Genomic DNA, 15,439 nt, shown 5'->3' with positions numbered 1-15,439 from the left:
CCCGCCGTCACGCCTTTTTCTGCCGCCAGCGCTTGTACCTGTTGCACCAGCAGCAGGTTTTTCGCGAAGTTTTCGCCCTGGAAGCGCGGGCTGAAACGACGATAATCGTCGGCCGCGAAATCATCCGGGCTTTTTTCCTGAAATAAACAATGTGCACCTGCATCGAACAGGATGTCATCCACCCTGTTTACGACACTCCCCCGCCTCCAGATACCTGAGTGTCTTGAGTTGCCCCCGGGAATCTTCAAAAGTCATCGCAGCCGGAACCACGGTACACCCCTTCGCAGGTCGCACAACGCTCACGACTTTCACCACATCCAGGGTCATGCCGTATCGATAGTCTTCCACCACCGGCGCCGGTTTGCCCAGGTTGGCCGCGTACTGCTCCATGGCTTGAGTGTTTGCACTGAACATTTTCTCGAATGTCCTGTCCCCGCCACCTTCCGCCAGCACATTCATCGACATCGTCGTCACCCCGAGAAACGCAATCAACTGACTTGCTTTCATAGCCATCTCCTTCAAAAAATCCATAAAAAAGCCCGCCATCGACCTGCGATGACGGGCTTGCTCAAGTGCGACACGCTTACAGGTCGTTAGCCCTGTCGCCCTTTTCCTCATTCACTACGACGGGATCACGTGACTGCTCTTTGGCAACAAACAGCTCCATCGAACGGCCATTGGCGGCCATCATTCTTTCGAAGGTTCTGTCGCCACCACCTTCCGCCATCACCAGAGAAGACATCATCAATGCCGCCGCGAACGCACCCAGTTGTACCCGTTTCATGTTTGATTCCTCGTTTGATTAACTGATGGGATCAAGGTAACAATCCGAACCTTTCGTGACGGTGGCGCCGAAATTACATATCCGTCATGTGCGAGCTGTTCTTCGGATCGGGATACAAAAAACCGTGGGAGCTCGCTCCCACAGGGGATATCTATTCAACGGGTGTCACTTCCTCTTCACGTCGATGCGCCAGCTGATACAGCGCAGGCAATATCAGCAGCGTCAGGATGGTCGAAGACAAAATCCCGCCAATCACCACCGTCGCCAGTGGCCGCTGTACTTCCGCCCCGGTGCCAGTCGCCAGCGCCATCGGAATGAAGCCCAGGGACGCCACCAGCGCCGTCATCAACACCGGCCGCAGTCGTGTCAGCGCGCCTTCGTTGATCGCGTCAAAGAGTGAGCGCCCCTCCTCGCGCAGGTTGCGGATAAACGCGATCATCACCAGACCGTTGAGTACCGCCACCCCGGACAGCGCGATGAACCCGACGCCCGCCGAGATCGACAGCGGAATGTCCCGAAGCCACAGCGCTATGACGCCGCCGGTCAACGCGAAAGGAATCCCGGTGAACACCAGCAAGCCGTCCTTGAGGTTGTTGAACATCATGAACAACAGACCAAACACCAGCAGCAATGCCACCGGTATCACGATCCGCAAACGCTTGGCCGCCGACTGCAACTGCTCGAATTGCCCGCCCCAACTGGTCCAGTAACCGGCCGGGGTCTGCACATTCCGTTCGATCACCTCACCTGCTTCCTGGACGAACGAACCGATATCCCGCCCGCGCACGTTGGCGCTGACTATCACCAGCCGTTTACCGTTTTCGCGGCTGACCTGATTCGGCCCCAACACCAGATCGAGACTGGCGACGTCCTTGAGCGCGATGAAACCGATCTGGTTGGCAGCAGCGTTGAGCGGTGCCGGCACTGGAATCAGCAGCGTCGAAAGACCGTCGATGTCCTTGCGCATGGCATCGGACAAACGCACCACCATGTCGAAACGCCGGTCACCTTCGTACAACGTGCCCGCCTGTCGCCCACCGACCGCCACCGCGATGGTGTCTTGCACATCGCCGGCGTTGAGCCCGTAACGCGCGGCCTTGTCACGGTCGATGTTGATGGTCAGCACTGGCAACCCGGTCGTTTGCTCGACCTTCACCTCCGATGCCCCCTCTACCTTCTGCATGGCCGCGGCAATCTTCGTCGCCGTAGCATTGAGCACCGCCATGTCATCCCCGAATACCTTCACCGCCACGTCGCTGCGCACGCCGGAGATCAGTTCGTTGAAGCGCAACTGGATCGGTTGCGACAGCTCATAGTTACTGCCCGGCAGCGTCGCGGCAGCTTGTTGCAGTTCGGCCATCAGGGTTTCGCGGGACTTGCCCGGGTCCGGCCACTGGTCTTTTGGCTTGAGCATCACGTAGCTGTCGGAGATGTTTGGCGGCATCGGATCGGAGGCAATTTCGGCGGTGCCGGTGCGGGCGAACACCCGCTCGACTTCCGGCACTTTTGCAAGGATCAGGGTTTCCAGACGCTGCTGCATGTCCACCGATTGCGTAAGGCTCGTGCCAGGCACGCGCAAGGCTTGCAGGGCAAAATCGCCTTCGCTGAGGCTCGGTACAAACTCGCTGCCCATGCGGCTGGTCAGCACGCCGCTGAGTACAATCACGCCCAGTGCCGCACCCACCGCCACGGCGCGATGGGACATCACCCAGGCCAGTGTCGGCGCATAAACCTGCCGCGCGCCGCGCATGACCGCGCCCTCTTCTTCCTTGACCTTGCCGGTGACAAACAGCGCGATCGCGGCCGGGACAAAGGTCACCGACAACAGCATGGCGCCGAGCAACGCGATGACCACGGTGAACGCCATCGGATGGAACATTTTCCCTTCGACACCGCTCAAGGCGAAGATCGGCAGGTACACGACCATGATGATCAACTGCCCGAAAATCAGCGGTCGGCGCGCCTCCCTGGCCGCCGCGAACACTTCATGGAAACGCTCGGATCGCGTCAGCAAACGCCCGTGATGTTGCTGTGCATGGGCCAGTCGGCGCAGGGTGTTTTCGACGATCACCACCGCGCCGTCGACGATGATGCCGAAGTCCAGGGCGCCGAGGCTCATCAGGTTGGCGCTGACTTTGTTGCTGAACATCCCGGTGAAGGTGAACAGCATCGACAGCGGAATCACCATCGCGGTAATCAGCGCCGCACGGATGTTGCCCAGGAACAGGAACAGAATCGCGATCACCAGAATCGCGCCTTCGACCAGGTTTTTCTTCACCGTGGCGATGGCTTTGTCGACCAAATGCGTGCGGTCGTACACCGGGACGGCAATCACGCCTTCGGGCAAGGAGCGGTTGATCTGCTCCAGCTTGCTGGCGACGGTTTGCGACACGGTACGGCTGTTTTCGCCGATCAACATGAACACCGTGCCGAGCACCACCTCGCGACCGTTTTCGGTGGCAGCACCGGTGCGCAGTTCACGGCCAATGTCCACGGTCGCGACATTGCGGACCCGGATCGGCGTGCCATCGACATTGGCCATGACGATGTTGGCAATGTCCTCGGTGCTCGCGACTTGCCCCGGCGCGCGAATCAGCAACTGCTCGCCGCTGCGCTCGATGTAACCGGCGCCGACATTGGCATTGTTGCGTTCCAGCGCCTTGACCAGATCAGCCAGGGTCAACTTGTACGCCGCCAGCCGTTTCGGGTCGGGCGCGATCTGGTATTCCTTGGCGAAACCGCCAATGGTGTTGATCTCGGCCACACCGGGGACGTTGCGCAACTGCGGCTTGATAATCCAGTCCTGAATGACGCGCAGATCTGTCGGTGTGTAGGGCGTGCCATCGTCCTTGAGTGCCCCATCCTGCGCCTCCACCGTCCACAGAAAAATCTCGCCGAGGCCGGTGGAAATCGGCCCCATCACCGCTTCCGCACCTTCGGGCAACTGCTCCCTGGCAATCTGCAAACGCTCGTTGACCAGTTGGCGGGCGAAGAACAGATCAGTACCGTCCTTGAAAATCACCGTGACCTGCGACAGCCCCGAACGCGATAGCGAACGGGTCTGCTCCAACGCCGGTAAACCGGCCATGGCGGTTTCAATCGGGAAGGTGATGCGCTGCTCGGTTTCCAGCGGCGAGAACCCGGCGGCGCCGGTATTGATTTGCACCTGGACGTTGGTGATGTCGGGCACTGCGTCGATCGGCAATTTTTGATAGCTGGCGATACCGACGCCGGCCATGAGCAGAACGGCGAGCAGCACGATGATGCGCTGCTCGATGGCAAACTGGATCAGGCGTTCGAACATGAGAACTTTCTCGTCGAGGGGCGGATCGGTGGGCTTTACTGGAAGGCGCTAGTGAGCGTGCTCGGCCGAGGCTTTGCCCATTTCCGATTTGAGAACAAAGCTGCCGGCAGCCGCGACTTGCACGCCCTGCCCCAATCCTTGGGTGACTTCCACCAAACCTGCCGCGCGGCTTCCCAGCTCCACCGTTTGCGCCTTGAAGCCATCGTCGGTCCGCACGAACACCGTGGGTTTGTCCTCGATGGTCTGGATGGCGGTTTCCGGTACGGCGACTTTCGCCTGTCGACTGTCGGTGACGACCAGTGCAGTGACAAACAGGCCCGGACGCCAGGAGCCTTGCGGGTTTTCCAACGTGACGCGAACGGTGGCGGTGCGGGTCTGTTCGCCGAGCAGACTGCCGACGTAGGCCACGGTGCCGGCAACCTCGGCGTTCAATTCCGGAGCGCTGACGGTAACGGATTTGCCCACTTGCACCTTGTCCAGTTCCTTGGGCGAAACGCCGAAAGTCACCCAGACTCGCGACAGATCCGAAAGCGTAAAAGCCGCGGTGGTTTCATCGACCACCTCCCCGGGTGTCAGGTGTTTTTCCACCACGACACCGTCGAACGGCGCGCGCAATTCGTAGCGATTACCGCCGGTGGCAACCACGCTGCCGCTGAGTACACTGATTTTTTGCCGGGCGTTAGTCAGGGCAATTTCAGCTTCTTCCAACGCTTGGCGCGCCTGAAGCAGATCCTGCTCGGCAGAGATTTTGTCCTGCCACAGTTTCTTCTCGCGCTCGTAGGTGGTGCGAGCCAACGCCAGGCGCCGTTGCGCGGCGGCCTGTTCGCTGCGCTGATCGGAGACCTGCTGACTGGTGATCACAGCCAACAGCTGACCCTTCTTCACGGATTGCCCGAGATTGACCGATACCGACTCGACAACACCAGGAACGCGCGGCACCACGTGAGCCGTGCGATCCTCGTCGAAGCGCACTTCGCCGGGGAACGGCAAGCCGAGGCTGATGTTCTGCGCCCGCGCCTGCGCCAGTTGAATGCCGGCTGCGGCGATCTGTTCGGCGCTCAACGCCAGATGTCCCTCTTCGCCTTCAGCAAGTCCGCCGTCGGCGGCTGCGCCCTCTTCGGCGTGATCGGCGTGTTCCGCCGCTTCATCGGCGTGGACGTCGATGGCTGAATTGCCCGGCCACATCGAGCCGATTCCGACGCCCAGCGCCATAGTCGCCAGCGCGACAACGATCAGTTTTTTATCCATGCAAACTCCTCTGCGCCGTGTCGTCGCGCAGTAATCAAAAAAATGAAATTCAAGGGCTGGCGGCAAGGTCGCCGAAGATACGTTCGATGCGTACCCGGGCGTCTGTCGCTTCGCTGACCGCCTGGATGTATTGGCTGCGGGCGCTGATCAGCGTGCGCTGGGCGTCGAGCACGTCGAGAAAGCCGAACTTGCCCATTTCGAATCCACGGGTGGCGCTGTCGACCGCACTTTGTGCGGCGGGCAGAATTGTCTGGTTGAACGCTTTGAGTTCGCCATTGGCGGTCTGCCATTGCTCGAGGGTGGTCCGGATTTCCGTGCGCAGGCGCAGCTCCGTGGCGTTACGCAGATCCCGCGCCTGATCGCTGCGACGCGCGGCCGCCAGCACGTTGCCCTGGTTGCGGTTGAACAGCGGAATCGGCATCGAAAGCCCGACCACGTTGACTCGCTCGCGGTCCGTTTCGCTGTACTGGCTGCCGATGCTCACCGTCAGATCGGGGATGCGTTGCGACTTCTCCAGCGCCAGCGATGCTTCGCGCTGATCGATCTGCAACTTGGCCAGGCGCATTTCAGGGGTTTCATTCAGGCGCTCGATTAATCGGGTCGGCGGTGGCGCGCCGGGCATGCTTTGCGTCATGGCTTGCACGACGGTCGATGTCGGCAACGGTGCGCCCATGACCTGCGCCAATTGCTGATACGCATTGGCCTGATCGCGTTCCGCGCGGCTCAGTTCCAGGCGCACTTCGGAGAGTTGCACTTGCGCCCGAGTGCCCTCGACCGGCGATGATTTACCGGCCTCGATCCGCCCTTGGGCCACGCGCAAACCGTGCTCGGCAAGTTGCAGCGATTGACGGGACAACTGCAAGCGTTGCTGCGCCGTTTGAGCGCTGTTGAACGCTTGAATCACATCGGCGCGCAGGGCATTGCGCTTGCGCTCCAACTCGATTCCGGCGGCGTCCTGCGCGCGGTTGGCAACATCGATTCGTGCGCCGCGTTTGCCGCCCAGTTCGATCGGCTGGCTGAGCATCACTGTGGTCGTGCGTGAATCGCGGCGAGTGTCTTCCGCCTCCCATGACACCTCGGGGTTGGGGATAAGCCCGGCCTGCTTGCGGTCGCCTTCGGAGATACCGATTTCCCATTGCGCTGCCGCGAGCTCGGGGTTGCCGGCAAATGCTGTTTGCAGGGCTTGCTCAAGGGTCAGTGTCGATGCTTGCGCAAGATCCGCGCCCGCCAGCAGTAAAAAGCAGCTGGCGGTCACCGCCCTTGCCATTCTTTTCAGGCGTGATCGCGCCGTCAGTTCTCTTAAACCGGGCAATGGAAGACTTCCTTTTTAAATCAAGAATTCCATCACGGTAGAGTTTTTAACTTATCGACAAGGTGACTGAGAGATTACAAATCCGTTATCCACGGTTTATGGAAGTTGTTTTGCTCTAGGATGCGAAGTGTTCACCTTGATATAGAAACACATGGAAACAAATACAAGGGCATTATCCAAAAAACAGTACTTGTCTCCGTTCACCTCTCATGAATCGGGTGAGTATTTTGGCCTCGCGCGCTGCGTCAGGGTGTCGCAGAGGGCCGATTTCAGGGCTCGAGACTCAGTCAACAATTGACTCTGTAGCCACTACAACCTTTACCTTGCGCCCCCACAACCAGTGAAACCCTCACTAGGAAATCTGAAACTCACAACACCGCCTGTCAATAACCCGTCTGGAAGCCCTATCAAAAACAACAACTTTTCTCGACCGACTTAGTTACTTAACCATTAAATACAAGTGGTGATTAATCATGCGAATCCTTGTCGTCGAGGACGAGCTTAAAGCTGCCGAATACTTGCATCAGGGCCTGACGGAAAGTGGTTATGTCGTTGACCACGCAGCCACCGGTGCCGATGGATTGCATCTGGCGCAACAACAGGCATATGACCTGGTGATCCTGGACGTGAATCTGCCGAAACTGGATGGCTGGGACGTGCTGGAGCAACTGCGCCGCACGCACTCCACCCGGGTGATGATGCTCACCGCTCGCGGTCGTCTGGCCGACAGGGTTCGTGGTCTCGACCTGGGTGCCGATGACTACCTGGTCAAGCCCTTCGAGTTTCCCGAACTGCTCGCACGGGTACGCACACTGATGCGCCGCAGCGAAAACATCCCGGTACCGCAGGTTCTGAAAGTCGCCGATCTGGAACTTGATCCGGGTCGCCACCGCGCCTTTCGTGGCGAGCAACGCATCGACCTGACCACCAAGGAGTTCGCCCTGCTGCATCTGCTGATGCGTCAGTCCGGCGAAGTGCTGACCCGCACGCAGATCATTTCACTGGTGTGGGACATGAATTTCGACTGCGACACCAACGTGGTGGAAGTGTCGATACGGCGTCTGCGGGCGAAAATCGACGATCCGTTCGACAGCAAGCTGATCCACACCATGCGTGGTGTCGGTTACGTCCTGGAGGCTCGGGAATGAAGCCGGCAAGCCTGTCGCTACGGCTGGGGCTGACCATGAGTATTCTTGGAGCACTGTTGGTGATGTTCCTCGCTGTACTGGCCTACTTCGCCCTGACCCATGAGCTCAATACGCTGTCCCGGGACAGTCTGGCCAGCAAGATGGAGCAGATTGAACACAGCCTGTCGCTGTACACCGACCCCGGTGAAATCAGTTCGAAGCCGCATATTCTGCTCGATCAGGTCATGGGACACGACAACCTCACGCTGACCATTTACGACCGAAGCAACCAGCGTTCCCCGCTGCTGAAGTCCGGCACCGGCATGGTCGATCCGCGTCCTGAACTCAAAGCGTTGCGAGCGACTGTCGACCAGTTGACCTACAGCGACAGCACCGACGCTGAAGGCGCGAAATATCTCACCCTTTCAAAGCTGATTCGCCTCAAGAATGGCACCAGTGTCCCGGTGTTGCTGTCGATGGACAATGCCCACGATCAGGCATTGCTCAGTGCCTATCTGCGCTCGACGCTGATGGCGTTGCCTTTGCTGCTGATCTTCATTGGCTTGAGTGCCTGGGCGGCGGTGCAACGAGGCCTGGCTCCAATGCGCGAGTTTCGCAAAGTGGCGGCGATGGTTTCGACCCAGGATCTTGATCATCGACTGTCGGTGGTGAATATGCCGCAGGAGTTGAGCGAACTGGCGCAAGGCATCAACTTCATGCTGCATCGCCTCGACAACGGTGTGCAGCAGCTATCGCAGTTCTCCGATGACCTGGCCCATGAACTGCGCACGCCGATCAACAATTTGATGGGCAAGGCGCAGGTGACACTGTCCCGTGAGCGTACGAGCGAGGAATACAAAGATGTATTGGTGTCGTGCATTGAAGAGCTGGAGCGTGTCGCACGGATCGTCCGCGACATGCTGTTTCTGGCGCAGGTCAGTCATCCCGCGGCGCTCGCTCCTTTCGAGTTGATCGAGTTGGAGGATGAAGCGCTGAAAGTCGCCGATCTGTTTTCCCTGTCGGCGCAGGAAAAGCGCATCAATCTGAGTGTGGTCGGCAGCGCTCGGGTGCTGGGCGACCGGCTGATGATTCAACGGGCGATTTCCAATCTGCTGTCTAACGCGCTGCGCCACTGTCCCGCCGGGGAAACCGTCTCGCTGCTGATTGAACAAGGGACATCAAACGTTTCGCTGCTGGTCAGCAACCCCGGCGCGGGCATCGAAGCGCACCATTTGCCGTACCTGTTCGAGCGTTTTTACCGGGTCGACAGCAGCCGCTCCCGCGCGCAGGGCAGTACCGGACTGGGGCTGGCGATTGTGCGCTCGATCATGAGCCTGCATCAGGGCGTGGCACAGGTGCAGAGTTTGCCGGGAACGATGACGGTGTTTCGACTGGGTTTTCCAAAAGTCGACGAATAGTTGCTCATCGGGGAGTGAGGTGCCCGCGATGACGGTGGAACAGGCAGCAACAAAAACGGCACCTTCCGGTGCCGTTCGCCTTTTACAGCCCAATCACTTTACTTACGCGCCGCCTCCCACGATTTCAGCAGTTCGCTGTAGCTCACGGTCTCGCCTTTAGGCTTCTCGTTCGCCAGTTTCGGTTTCGGTGCGCCCGGCTGGTCGAACCAGTATTGCGCGTCGCGCTCGGGGTTCATTTTCGGGGCGCAGGTGGCTTGTGCCTTCGAGCGTTCCAGACGGGTCATGATTGCATCCTGATCCTTGGCCAGGCCGTCCAGCGCTTCTTGCGGGGTTTTCTCGCCGCTGGCGGCTTCGGCGATATGGCTCCACCACAACTGCGCCAGGCGAGGATAATCAGGCACGTTGGTCCCGGTCGGGGTCCATTGCACGCGGGCCGGGCTGCGGTAGAACTCCACCAGGCCACCGAGTTTCGGCGCCAGGTCGGTCATGGCTTGCGAGTTGATGTCCGATTCGCGGATCGGCGTCAGGCCGACGATGGTTTTCTTCAGCGACACAGTTTTCGAGGTCACGAACTGCGCATACAGCCACGCAGCCAGTTTCTGTTTCTCAGGCGTCGACTTCATGAACGTCCACGAACCCACGTCCTGATACCCCAGCTTCATCCCCTCCTCCCAGTACGGTCCGCGTGGAGACGGCGCCATGCGCCATTTCGGTGTGCCGTCGGCGTTCATCACTGCGAGACCCGGCTTGGTCATGTCGGCGGTAAACGCGGTGTACCAGAAGATCTGCTGGGCGATGTTGCCTTGGGACGGCACGGGACCTGATTCGGAAAAGGTCATGCCCGCCGCTTCCGGTGGCGCGTATTTCTTCATCCAGTCCACGTACTTGGTGGTGGCGAACACGGCCGCCGGGCCGTTGGTGTCGCCACCGCGGGTCACGCTGGAGCCCACAGGGTGGCAATCCTCGACGCGGATACCCCACTCGTCCACCGGCAAACCGTTCGGCAAGCCCTTGTCACCGCCACCGGCCATGGAGAACCAGGCATCGGTGAAGCGCCAGCCCAGGGACGGGTCTTTCTTGCCATAGTCCATGTGCCCATAAACGCGCTTGCCGTCGATTTCCTTGACGTCTTCGCTGAAGAATTTGGCGATGTCTTCATAGGCCGACCAGTTCACCGGTACGCCGAGTTCGTAGCCGTACTTTTCCTTGAACTTGGCCTTCAGGTCCGCGCGTTCGAACCAGTCAGCGCGGAACCAGTACAGGTTGGCGAACTGCTGATCGGGCAACTGGTAGATCTTGCCGTCCGGCGCGGTGGTGAAGGAGATGCCGATAAAGTCCTTGATATCGAGGGTCGGCGAGGTGAAATTCTTGCCCTCGTTGGCCATGAGGTCGGTGATCGATTCGGTCTTGCCGTAGCGGAAGTGCGTACCGATCAGGTCCGAGTCGTTGACCCAGCCGTCATAGATGTTCTTGTCCGACTGCATCTGGGTCTGCAGCTTTTCCACCACGTCGCCTTCCTGCAGCAGGTCGTGGGTCAGCTTGATCCCGGTGATCTCGGTGAAGGCCTTGGCCAGCACCTTGGACTCGTACTCGTGGGTAGCGATGGTTTCCGACACCACCTTGATGCTCATCCCGCGAAACGGTTCGGCCGCCTTGATGAACCACTTCAGCTCTTCGAGTTGCTGATCGGCCGTGAGTGTGGATGGCTTGAATTCAGCGCCGATCCATTTCTTCGCGGCGTCTTCATAGGCATCGGCCCAGGCAGACGCGCTCAAACCGCTGAGTGCCAGCATGGCTGCCAATGAAATGCTATGTCGCAGCTTATTGTTTTTGTCGAACATAGAGACCTCCTGTTTAAGTTTCGGAGCAACATTGCCGAGCGATTCGACTAGCCCCAACGCATCACAGCCAACAGCCACACCAGGGACATCGCGAAGGCGACCCAGATGCTCCAGTCGGTGACGCCGATTACCAGCAAATGCAGGTAGGCGCTGCCGAGAAGACCGATGAACAACCGATCGCCACGGGTGGTGGCAATCGGTAGAAAACCTCGCCGAAGCACACTCGGCGAACGCAATTCCCAGGTGGTCATGCCCACCAGGATCAAGCCGATGACACCAAAAAATGCCGCCGTGGGGACGGTCCAACTCATCCATTCCATCATCAGTTCCTCATACCCGGCCCAAGGCAAAGCCCTTGGCCACGTGGTTGCGAACAAACCAGATCACCAGCATGCCCGGCAGGATGGTCAACACCCCCGCCGCCGCCAGCACGCCCCAGTCAATGCCGGATGCCGAGACGGTACGGGTCATCACCGCTGCGATCGGTTTGGCGTTCACCGAAGTGAGGGTTCGCGCCAGCAGCAGTTCGACCCAGGAAAACATGAAGCAGAAGAACGCCGTGACGCCGATGCCGGAGCCGATCAGCGGGATGAAAATCTTCACGAAGAACTTGGGAAAGCTGTAGCCATCGATGTAGGCGGTTTCGTCGATTTCCTTGGGCACGCCGGACATGAAGCCTTCGAGAATCCACACCGCCAGCGGCACGTTGAACAGGCAGTGGGCCAGGGCCACGGCGATATGGGTGTCGAACAGCCCGATCGAGGAATACAGCTGGAAGAACGGCAGCAGGAACACCGCCGGTGGCGCCATGCGGTTGGTCAGCAGCCAGAAGAACAGGTGCTTGTCGCCGAGGAAGCGATAACGCGAGAACGCATAGGCCGCCGGCAAGGCCACGGTCAGGGAAATGATCGTGTTCAGGCTCACGTAGTACGCCGAGTTGATGTAGCCGGTGTACCAACTCGGATCGGTGAAGATCACCTTGTAGTTCGCCAGTGTGAAGTCCTGTGGGAAAAGTGTCAGGCCGCCGAGGATTTCGCCGTTGCTCTTGAACGACATGTTCAACAGCCAGTAGATCGGCACCAGCAGGAACAGGATGTAGAGCAGCAGTGGGATCAGCTTTCTCTTGCTCATGGCGGGCCTCAGCGGTTGGCGTCGGAGTGAGTCATGGCGGTGTAGAACAGCCAGGACACCAACAGGATGATCAGGAAGTACACCAGCGAGAATGCGGCGGCCGGACCGAGGTCGAACTGCCCGATCGCCATTTGCGTCAGGGTCTGGCTCAAGAAGGTCGTGGAATTGCCCGGACCGCCACCCGTGAGCACGAACGGCTCGGTGTAGATCATGAAGCTGTCCATGAAGCGCAGCATCACGGCGATCAGCAGCACACTCTTGAGCTTGGGCAGCTGGATATGCCGGAACACCGCCCAGGCCGAAGCCCGGTCGATCCGTGCCGCCTGGTAATACACATCCGGAATCGCCCGCAGTCCGGAGAAGCACAGCAGCGCCACCAGCGAGGTCCAGTGCCAGACGTCCATCACCAGCACGGTGACCCAGGCGTCCATGGTGTTCGCCGCATAGTTGTAGCTGATACCCATGGCCTTGAGGCTCGCCCCCAGCAGACCGATGTCGGCCCGGCCGAAGATCTGCCAGATGGTGCCGACCACGTTCCACGGGATCAGCAACGGAATCGCCAGGATGATCAGCACCACTGACGACCAGCGCCCCTTTGTCGGCATGGTCAGGGCAATCGCAATCCCCAGGGGGATTTCGATCAACAGCACGCAGGCCGAGTAGATGAACTGGCGCAGCAACGAGTCGTGCAGGCGCGGATCGAGCAGCACCTGCTTGTACCAGTCGGCGCCGACGAAGTAGCGGCTGGACTGATCGAAAATGTCCTGCACCGAGTAGTTGACCACGGTCATCATCGGGATCACCGCACTGAACGCCACCAGCAGGAACACGGGCAGCACCAGCCACCAGGCCTTGTTGTTGTGCACCTTGTTCATGGCTGCGCCTCTTGGTTGGCATTGGCTTCGAGCAGGAATTCATCGGCGTAGACCATCAGCCATTGCGCCGGAAAGCTGATGTAGGCCGTACCTTGCGGCACAGGTTTGTCTTCGGCCAGGCGCACTTTCAGCGGCGCGCCATCGAGATCGAGGGTCATGATCTTGTAGGTGCCCAAGTCTTCGACGTGCACGACCTGTGCCCGCAGCGCGTCATCAAAGGCTTCGTCCCACACATGGACGAACTCCGGACGAATGCCGACCTTCAGGGTTTTCCACCCGGACTCGGCAATACGTTGCTGCATCGCTTCCGACAGCGGCAGGTGCGTGGAGGCAAAACCGACACCGCCCGGTTGCGGCTGCACCTCGATCAGGTTCATCCCGGGGCTGCCGATGAAGTAGCCGACAAAGGTGTGGCTCGGGCGCTCGAACAATTCCCTTGGCGTGCCGAACTGCACGATCTGGCCGCCGTACATCACCGCAATCTTGTCGGCGAAGGTCGAGGCCTCCAGCTGATCGTGGGTGACGTAGACCATGGTGATGTTGAACTGCTCGTGGATCTGCTTGAGCTTGCGCCGCAGTTTCCACTTCAGGTGCGGGTCGATCACTGTCAGCGGCTCGTCGAAGAGGATCGCCGACACGTCGTCACGCACCAGCCCGCGGCCCATGGAGACTTTCTGTTTTTCGTCGGCGGTGAGGTTGCGGGCCTTTTTGCTCAGCAGGTTCTGCAGGTCGAGGACTTCGGCGATTTCCTGCACCTTGCTATGAACCCTGGCCTCGGCCATGCCCTGATTACGCAGCGGGAAGGCCAGGTTGTCGAACACCGTCATGGTGTCGTAGACCACCGGGAACTGGAAAACCTGGGCGATGTTGCGCTTTTCCGGGGTCAGGTTGTTGACCGCTTTGCCGTCAAACAGCACATGGCCCTGGGACGGGCTGAGCAGCCCGGAAATGATGTTGAGCAAGGTTGATTTACCGCAGCCCGACGGACCGAGCAAGGCATAGGCGCCGCCCTGCTCCCAGATGTGGTCCATCTCGCGGATCGCGTAGTCCTCCGGTCCCGACGGGGTCTTGGTGTAGCTGTGGGCGAGGTTCTGCAAACGGATTTCGGCCATCAGGCAACCCTCGTGACACGCCGGCCCGGCGCCTGGACCAGCCGCCCCTGCGTATCGAACACAAACAGTTTATGGGTCGGGATGTAGATGCGGATCGGCGCATCGACGTCGTATTCGTGGACACCCGGCAAGTGCAGCACCAGCAGGAAGTGCTCGTTGCGCACATGCAGGAAGGTTTCCGAGCCGCTGATTTCCGCGACTTCGACGGTCACCGCCAATTCGAGGTCGTCGTCGTTGCTCGGCACCAGCGAGATATGGCTGGGGCGCACGCCGAAACGGAACTCGCCCTCACCCACCGGGCGCAGATCGACGTTCAGCGGGAAGTGCACGAAGTTGGCGAAACTCACTTCGTTGCCGGCAATGCGTCCCGGCATCAGGTTGATCGGCGGCTCGGAGAACAGCTCCGCCGCCAGCACCGTTTGCGGCTGGTGGTAGACCGAGGCGGACTGGCCGCTCTGGATCACCCGGCCTTCGTGAAGAATGGTGGTGGTGCCGCCCAGGGCCAGGGCTTCATTGGGCTCGGTGGTGGCGTAGATCGCGATGGTATGGCGCGCCTTGAACAGCTCGCGCATTTCCTGGCGCAGCTCTTCGCGCAACTTGTAGTCGAGGTTCACCAGCGGCTCGTCGAACAGGATCAGTTCGGCGTCCTTGACCAGCGCCCGGGCCATGGCCGTGCGTTGTTGCTGACCGCCGGAAAGCTCCAGCGGATAGCGCTTGAGAAACTTCTCGATGCGCAGCATCTTCGCGGTTTCCAGCACCTTGTTCTGGATCAGCTCGCTGGATACACCGGCCTGACGCAGCGGCGAGGCGATGTTGTCGAACACCGTCATGGTCGGGTAGTTGATGAACTGCTGATAGACCATCGACACATTGCGCAAGCGCACAGGGCGTTGGGTGACGTCGACGCCGTTCATCAGGATGCGACCGCTGTCGGGCTTGTCCAGACCGGCCATCAGGCGCATCAGGCTGGTCTTGCCGGACAAGGTGCGTCCCAGCAAAACGTTGAAGGAACCGGGTTCAAAACTCAGGTTGGCATCGTCGATCCAGGTCTGGCCCTCGACGGTGCGGCTGACGTGCTCCAGGGTGAGTGACATGGCTCGGCCTTTTTATTATTGGAGTCAAGCGACCGGAGCTCTAAAGCGACATCCGTGCCAAAAAACTCAAGCTATTGATTGCGCTTGAAATTCCCGAAGATGACGGCAAAACCGCGTTCGATGCTGAACACAAATGAACAATCACAAATGAACAATTGAACAGCTCACCGATTGACAATGAACAATAGTGAAC

Annotated in this window: 13 protein-coding genes and 1 pseudogene; 2 read left to right on the top strand and 12 right to left on the bottom strand. The window is 59.6% G+C overall.

Going from position 1 to position 15,439, the window contains the following annotated elements; genetic code table 11:
• From ASD95_RS09650 to ASD95_RS09625, 6 genes and pseudogenes are all read right to left on the bottom strand, one after another.
• Positions 1-134 (bottom strand): annotated as a pseudogene (locus tag ASD95_RS09650) (aldo/keto reductase); the annotation flags it as partial.
• Between the two features lie 40 nt (positions 135-174).
• Complete coding sequence (locus ASD95_RS09645; RefSeq protein WP_056724130.1) at positions 175-507, bottom strand: DUF2790 domain-containing protein; 333 nt, start codon at positions 505-507, stop codon at positions 175-177.
• A 76-nt stretch (positions 508-583) separates the two neighbouring features.
• The gene (locus ASD95_RS09640; RefSeq protein WP_056724124.1) at positions 584-784 is read right to left on the bottom strand and encodes a co-regulatory protein PtrA N-terminal domain-containing protein; all 201 of its coding nucleotides are present in this window, start codon (positions 782-784) and stop codon (positions 584-586) included.
• A gap of 151 nt (positions 785-935) precedes the next feature.
• Positions 936-4,088, bottom strand: coding sequence for an efflux RND transporter permease subunit (locus tag ASD95_RS09635; RefSeq protein WP_056724122.1), 3,153 nt, complete (start codon positions 4,086-4,088; stop codon positions 936-938).
• 48 nt (positions 4,089-4,136) lie between these two features.
• Entirely contained in the window at positions 4,137-5,336 is a 1,200-nt protein-coding gene (locus ASD95_RS09630) for an efflux RND transporter periplasmic adaptor subunit (protein WP_056724120.1), read from the bottom strand.
• Between the two features lie 49 nt (positions 5,337-5,385).
• Positions 5,386-6,648 (bottom strand): TolC family protein, encoded by a 1,263-nt coding sequence (locus ASD95_RS09625; protein ID WP_056724118.1) that lies wholly within the window; start codon positions 6,646-6,648, stop codon positions 5,386-5,388.
• Positions 6,649-7,121: 473 nt separating this feature from the next.
• Between ASD95_RS09625 and ASD95_RS09620 the strand changes: the two genes are divergently transcribed.
• Positions 7,122-7,796 (top strand): heavy metal response regulator transcription factor, encoded by a 675-nt coding sequence (locus tag ASD95_RS09620; RefSeq protein ID WP_056724115.1) that lies wholly within the window; start codon positions 7,122-7,124, stop codon positions 7,794-7,796.
• Positions 7,793-9,193 carry a heavy metal sensor histidine kinase gene (locus ASD95_RS09615; protein ID WP_056724113.1) on the top strand — a complete coding sequence of 467 codons (1,401 nt, stop codon included), beginning with the start codon at positions 7,793-7,795 and terminating at the stop codon, positions 9,191-9,193. Before ASD95_RS09620 ends, ASD95_RS09615 begins: the two co-directional genes overlap by 4 nt.
• Before the next feature lie 98 nt (positions 9,194-9,291).
• Here ASD95_RS09615 and ASD95_RS09610 read toward each other — a convergent pair whose 3' ends face one another.
• From ASD95_RS09610 to ASD95_RS09585, 6 genes are read right to left on the bottom strand one after another with little or no spacing between them, the layout of a single operon-like run.
• The gene (locus ASD95_RS09610) at positions 9,292-11,034 is read right to left on the bottom strand and encodes an ABC transporter substrate-binding protein (protein ID WP_056724111.1); all 1,743 of its coding nucleotides are present in this window, start codon (positions 11,032-11,034) and stop codon (positions 9,292-9,294) included.
• 47 nt (positions 11,035-11,081) lie between these two features.
• On the bottom strand, positions 11,082-11,354 hold the full coding sequence (locus ASD95_RS09605) for a DUF2160 domain-containing protein (protein ID WP_032829366.1): 273 nt from the start codon (positions 11,352-11,354) through the stop codon (positions 11,082-11,084).
• A 10-nt stretch (positions 11,355-11,364) separates the two neighbouring features.
• The gene (locus ASD95_RS09600; RefSeq protein ID WP_056724109.1) at positions 11,365-12,165 is read right to left on the bottom strand and encodes a carbohydrate ABC transporter permease; all 801 of its coding nucleotides are present in this window, start codon (positions 12,163-12,165) and stop codon (positions 11,365-11,367) included.
• Between the two features lie 8 nt (positions 12,166-12,173).
• Complete coding sequence (locus tag ASD95_RS09595) at positions 12,174-13,040, bottom strand: carbohydrate ABC transporter permease (protein WP_056724107.1); 867 nt, start codon at positions 13,038-13,040, stop codon at positions 12,174-12,176.
• The gene (locus tag ASD95_RS09590; protein WP_056724106.1) at positions 13,037-14,152 is read right to left on the bottom strand and encodes an ABC transporter ATP-binding protein; all 1,116 of its coding nucleotides are present in this window, start codon (positions 14,150-14,152) and stop codon (positions 13,037-13,039) included. Before ASD95_RS09590 ends, ASD95_RS09595 begins: the two co-directional genes overlap by 4 nt.
• On the bottom strand, positions 14,152-15,246 hold the full coding sequence (locus tag ASD95_RS09585) for an ABC transporter ATP-binding protein (protein ID WP_056724104.1): 1,095 nt from the start codon (positions 15,244-15,246) through the stop codon (positions 14,152-14,154). The genes ASD95_RS09590 and ASD95_RS09585 overlap by 1 nt, the downstream gene beginning before the upstream one ends.
• Positions 15,247-15,439: the final 193 nt, after the last annotated feature.

The organism is Pseudomonas sp. Root71 (assembly GCF_001429045.1).
GTDB lineage: Bacteria > Pseudomonadota > Gammaproteobacteria > Pseudomonadales > Pseudomonadaceae > Aquipseudomonas > Aquipseudomonas monachiensis.
The sequence above is the reverse complement of the archived record's forward strand: the minus strand, read 5'-3'. Positions and strand labels throughout refer to the sequence as shown.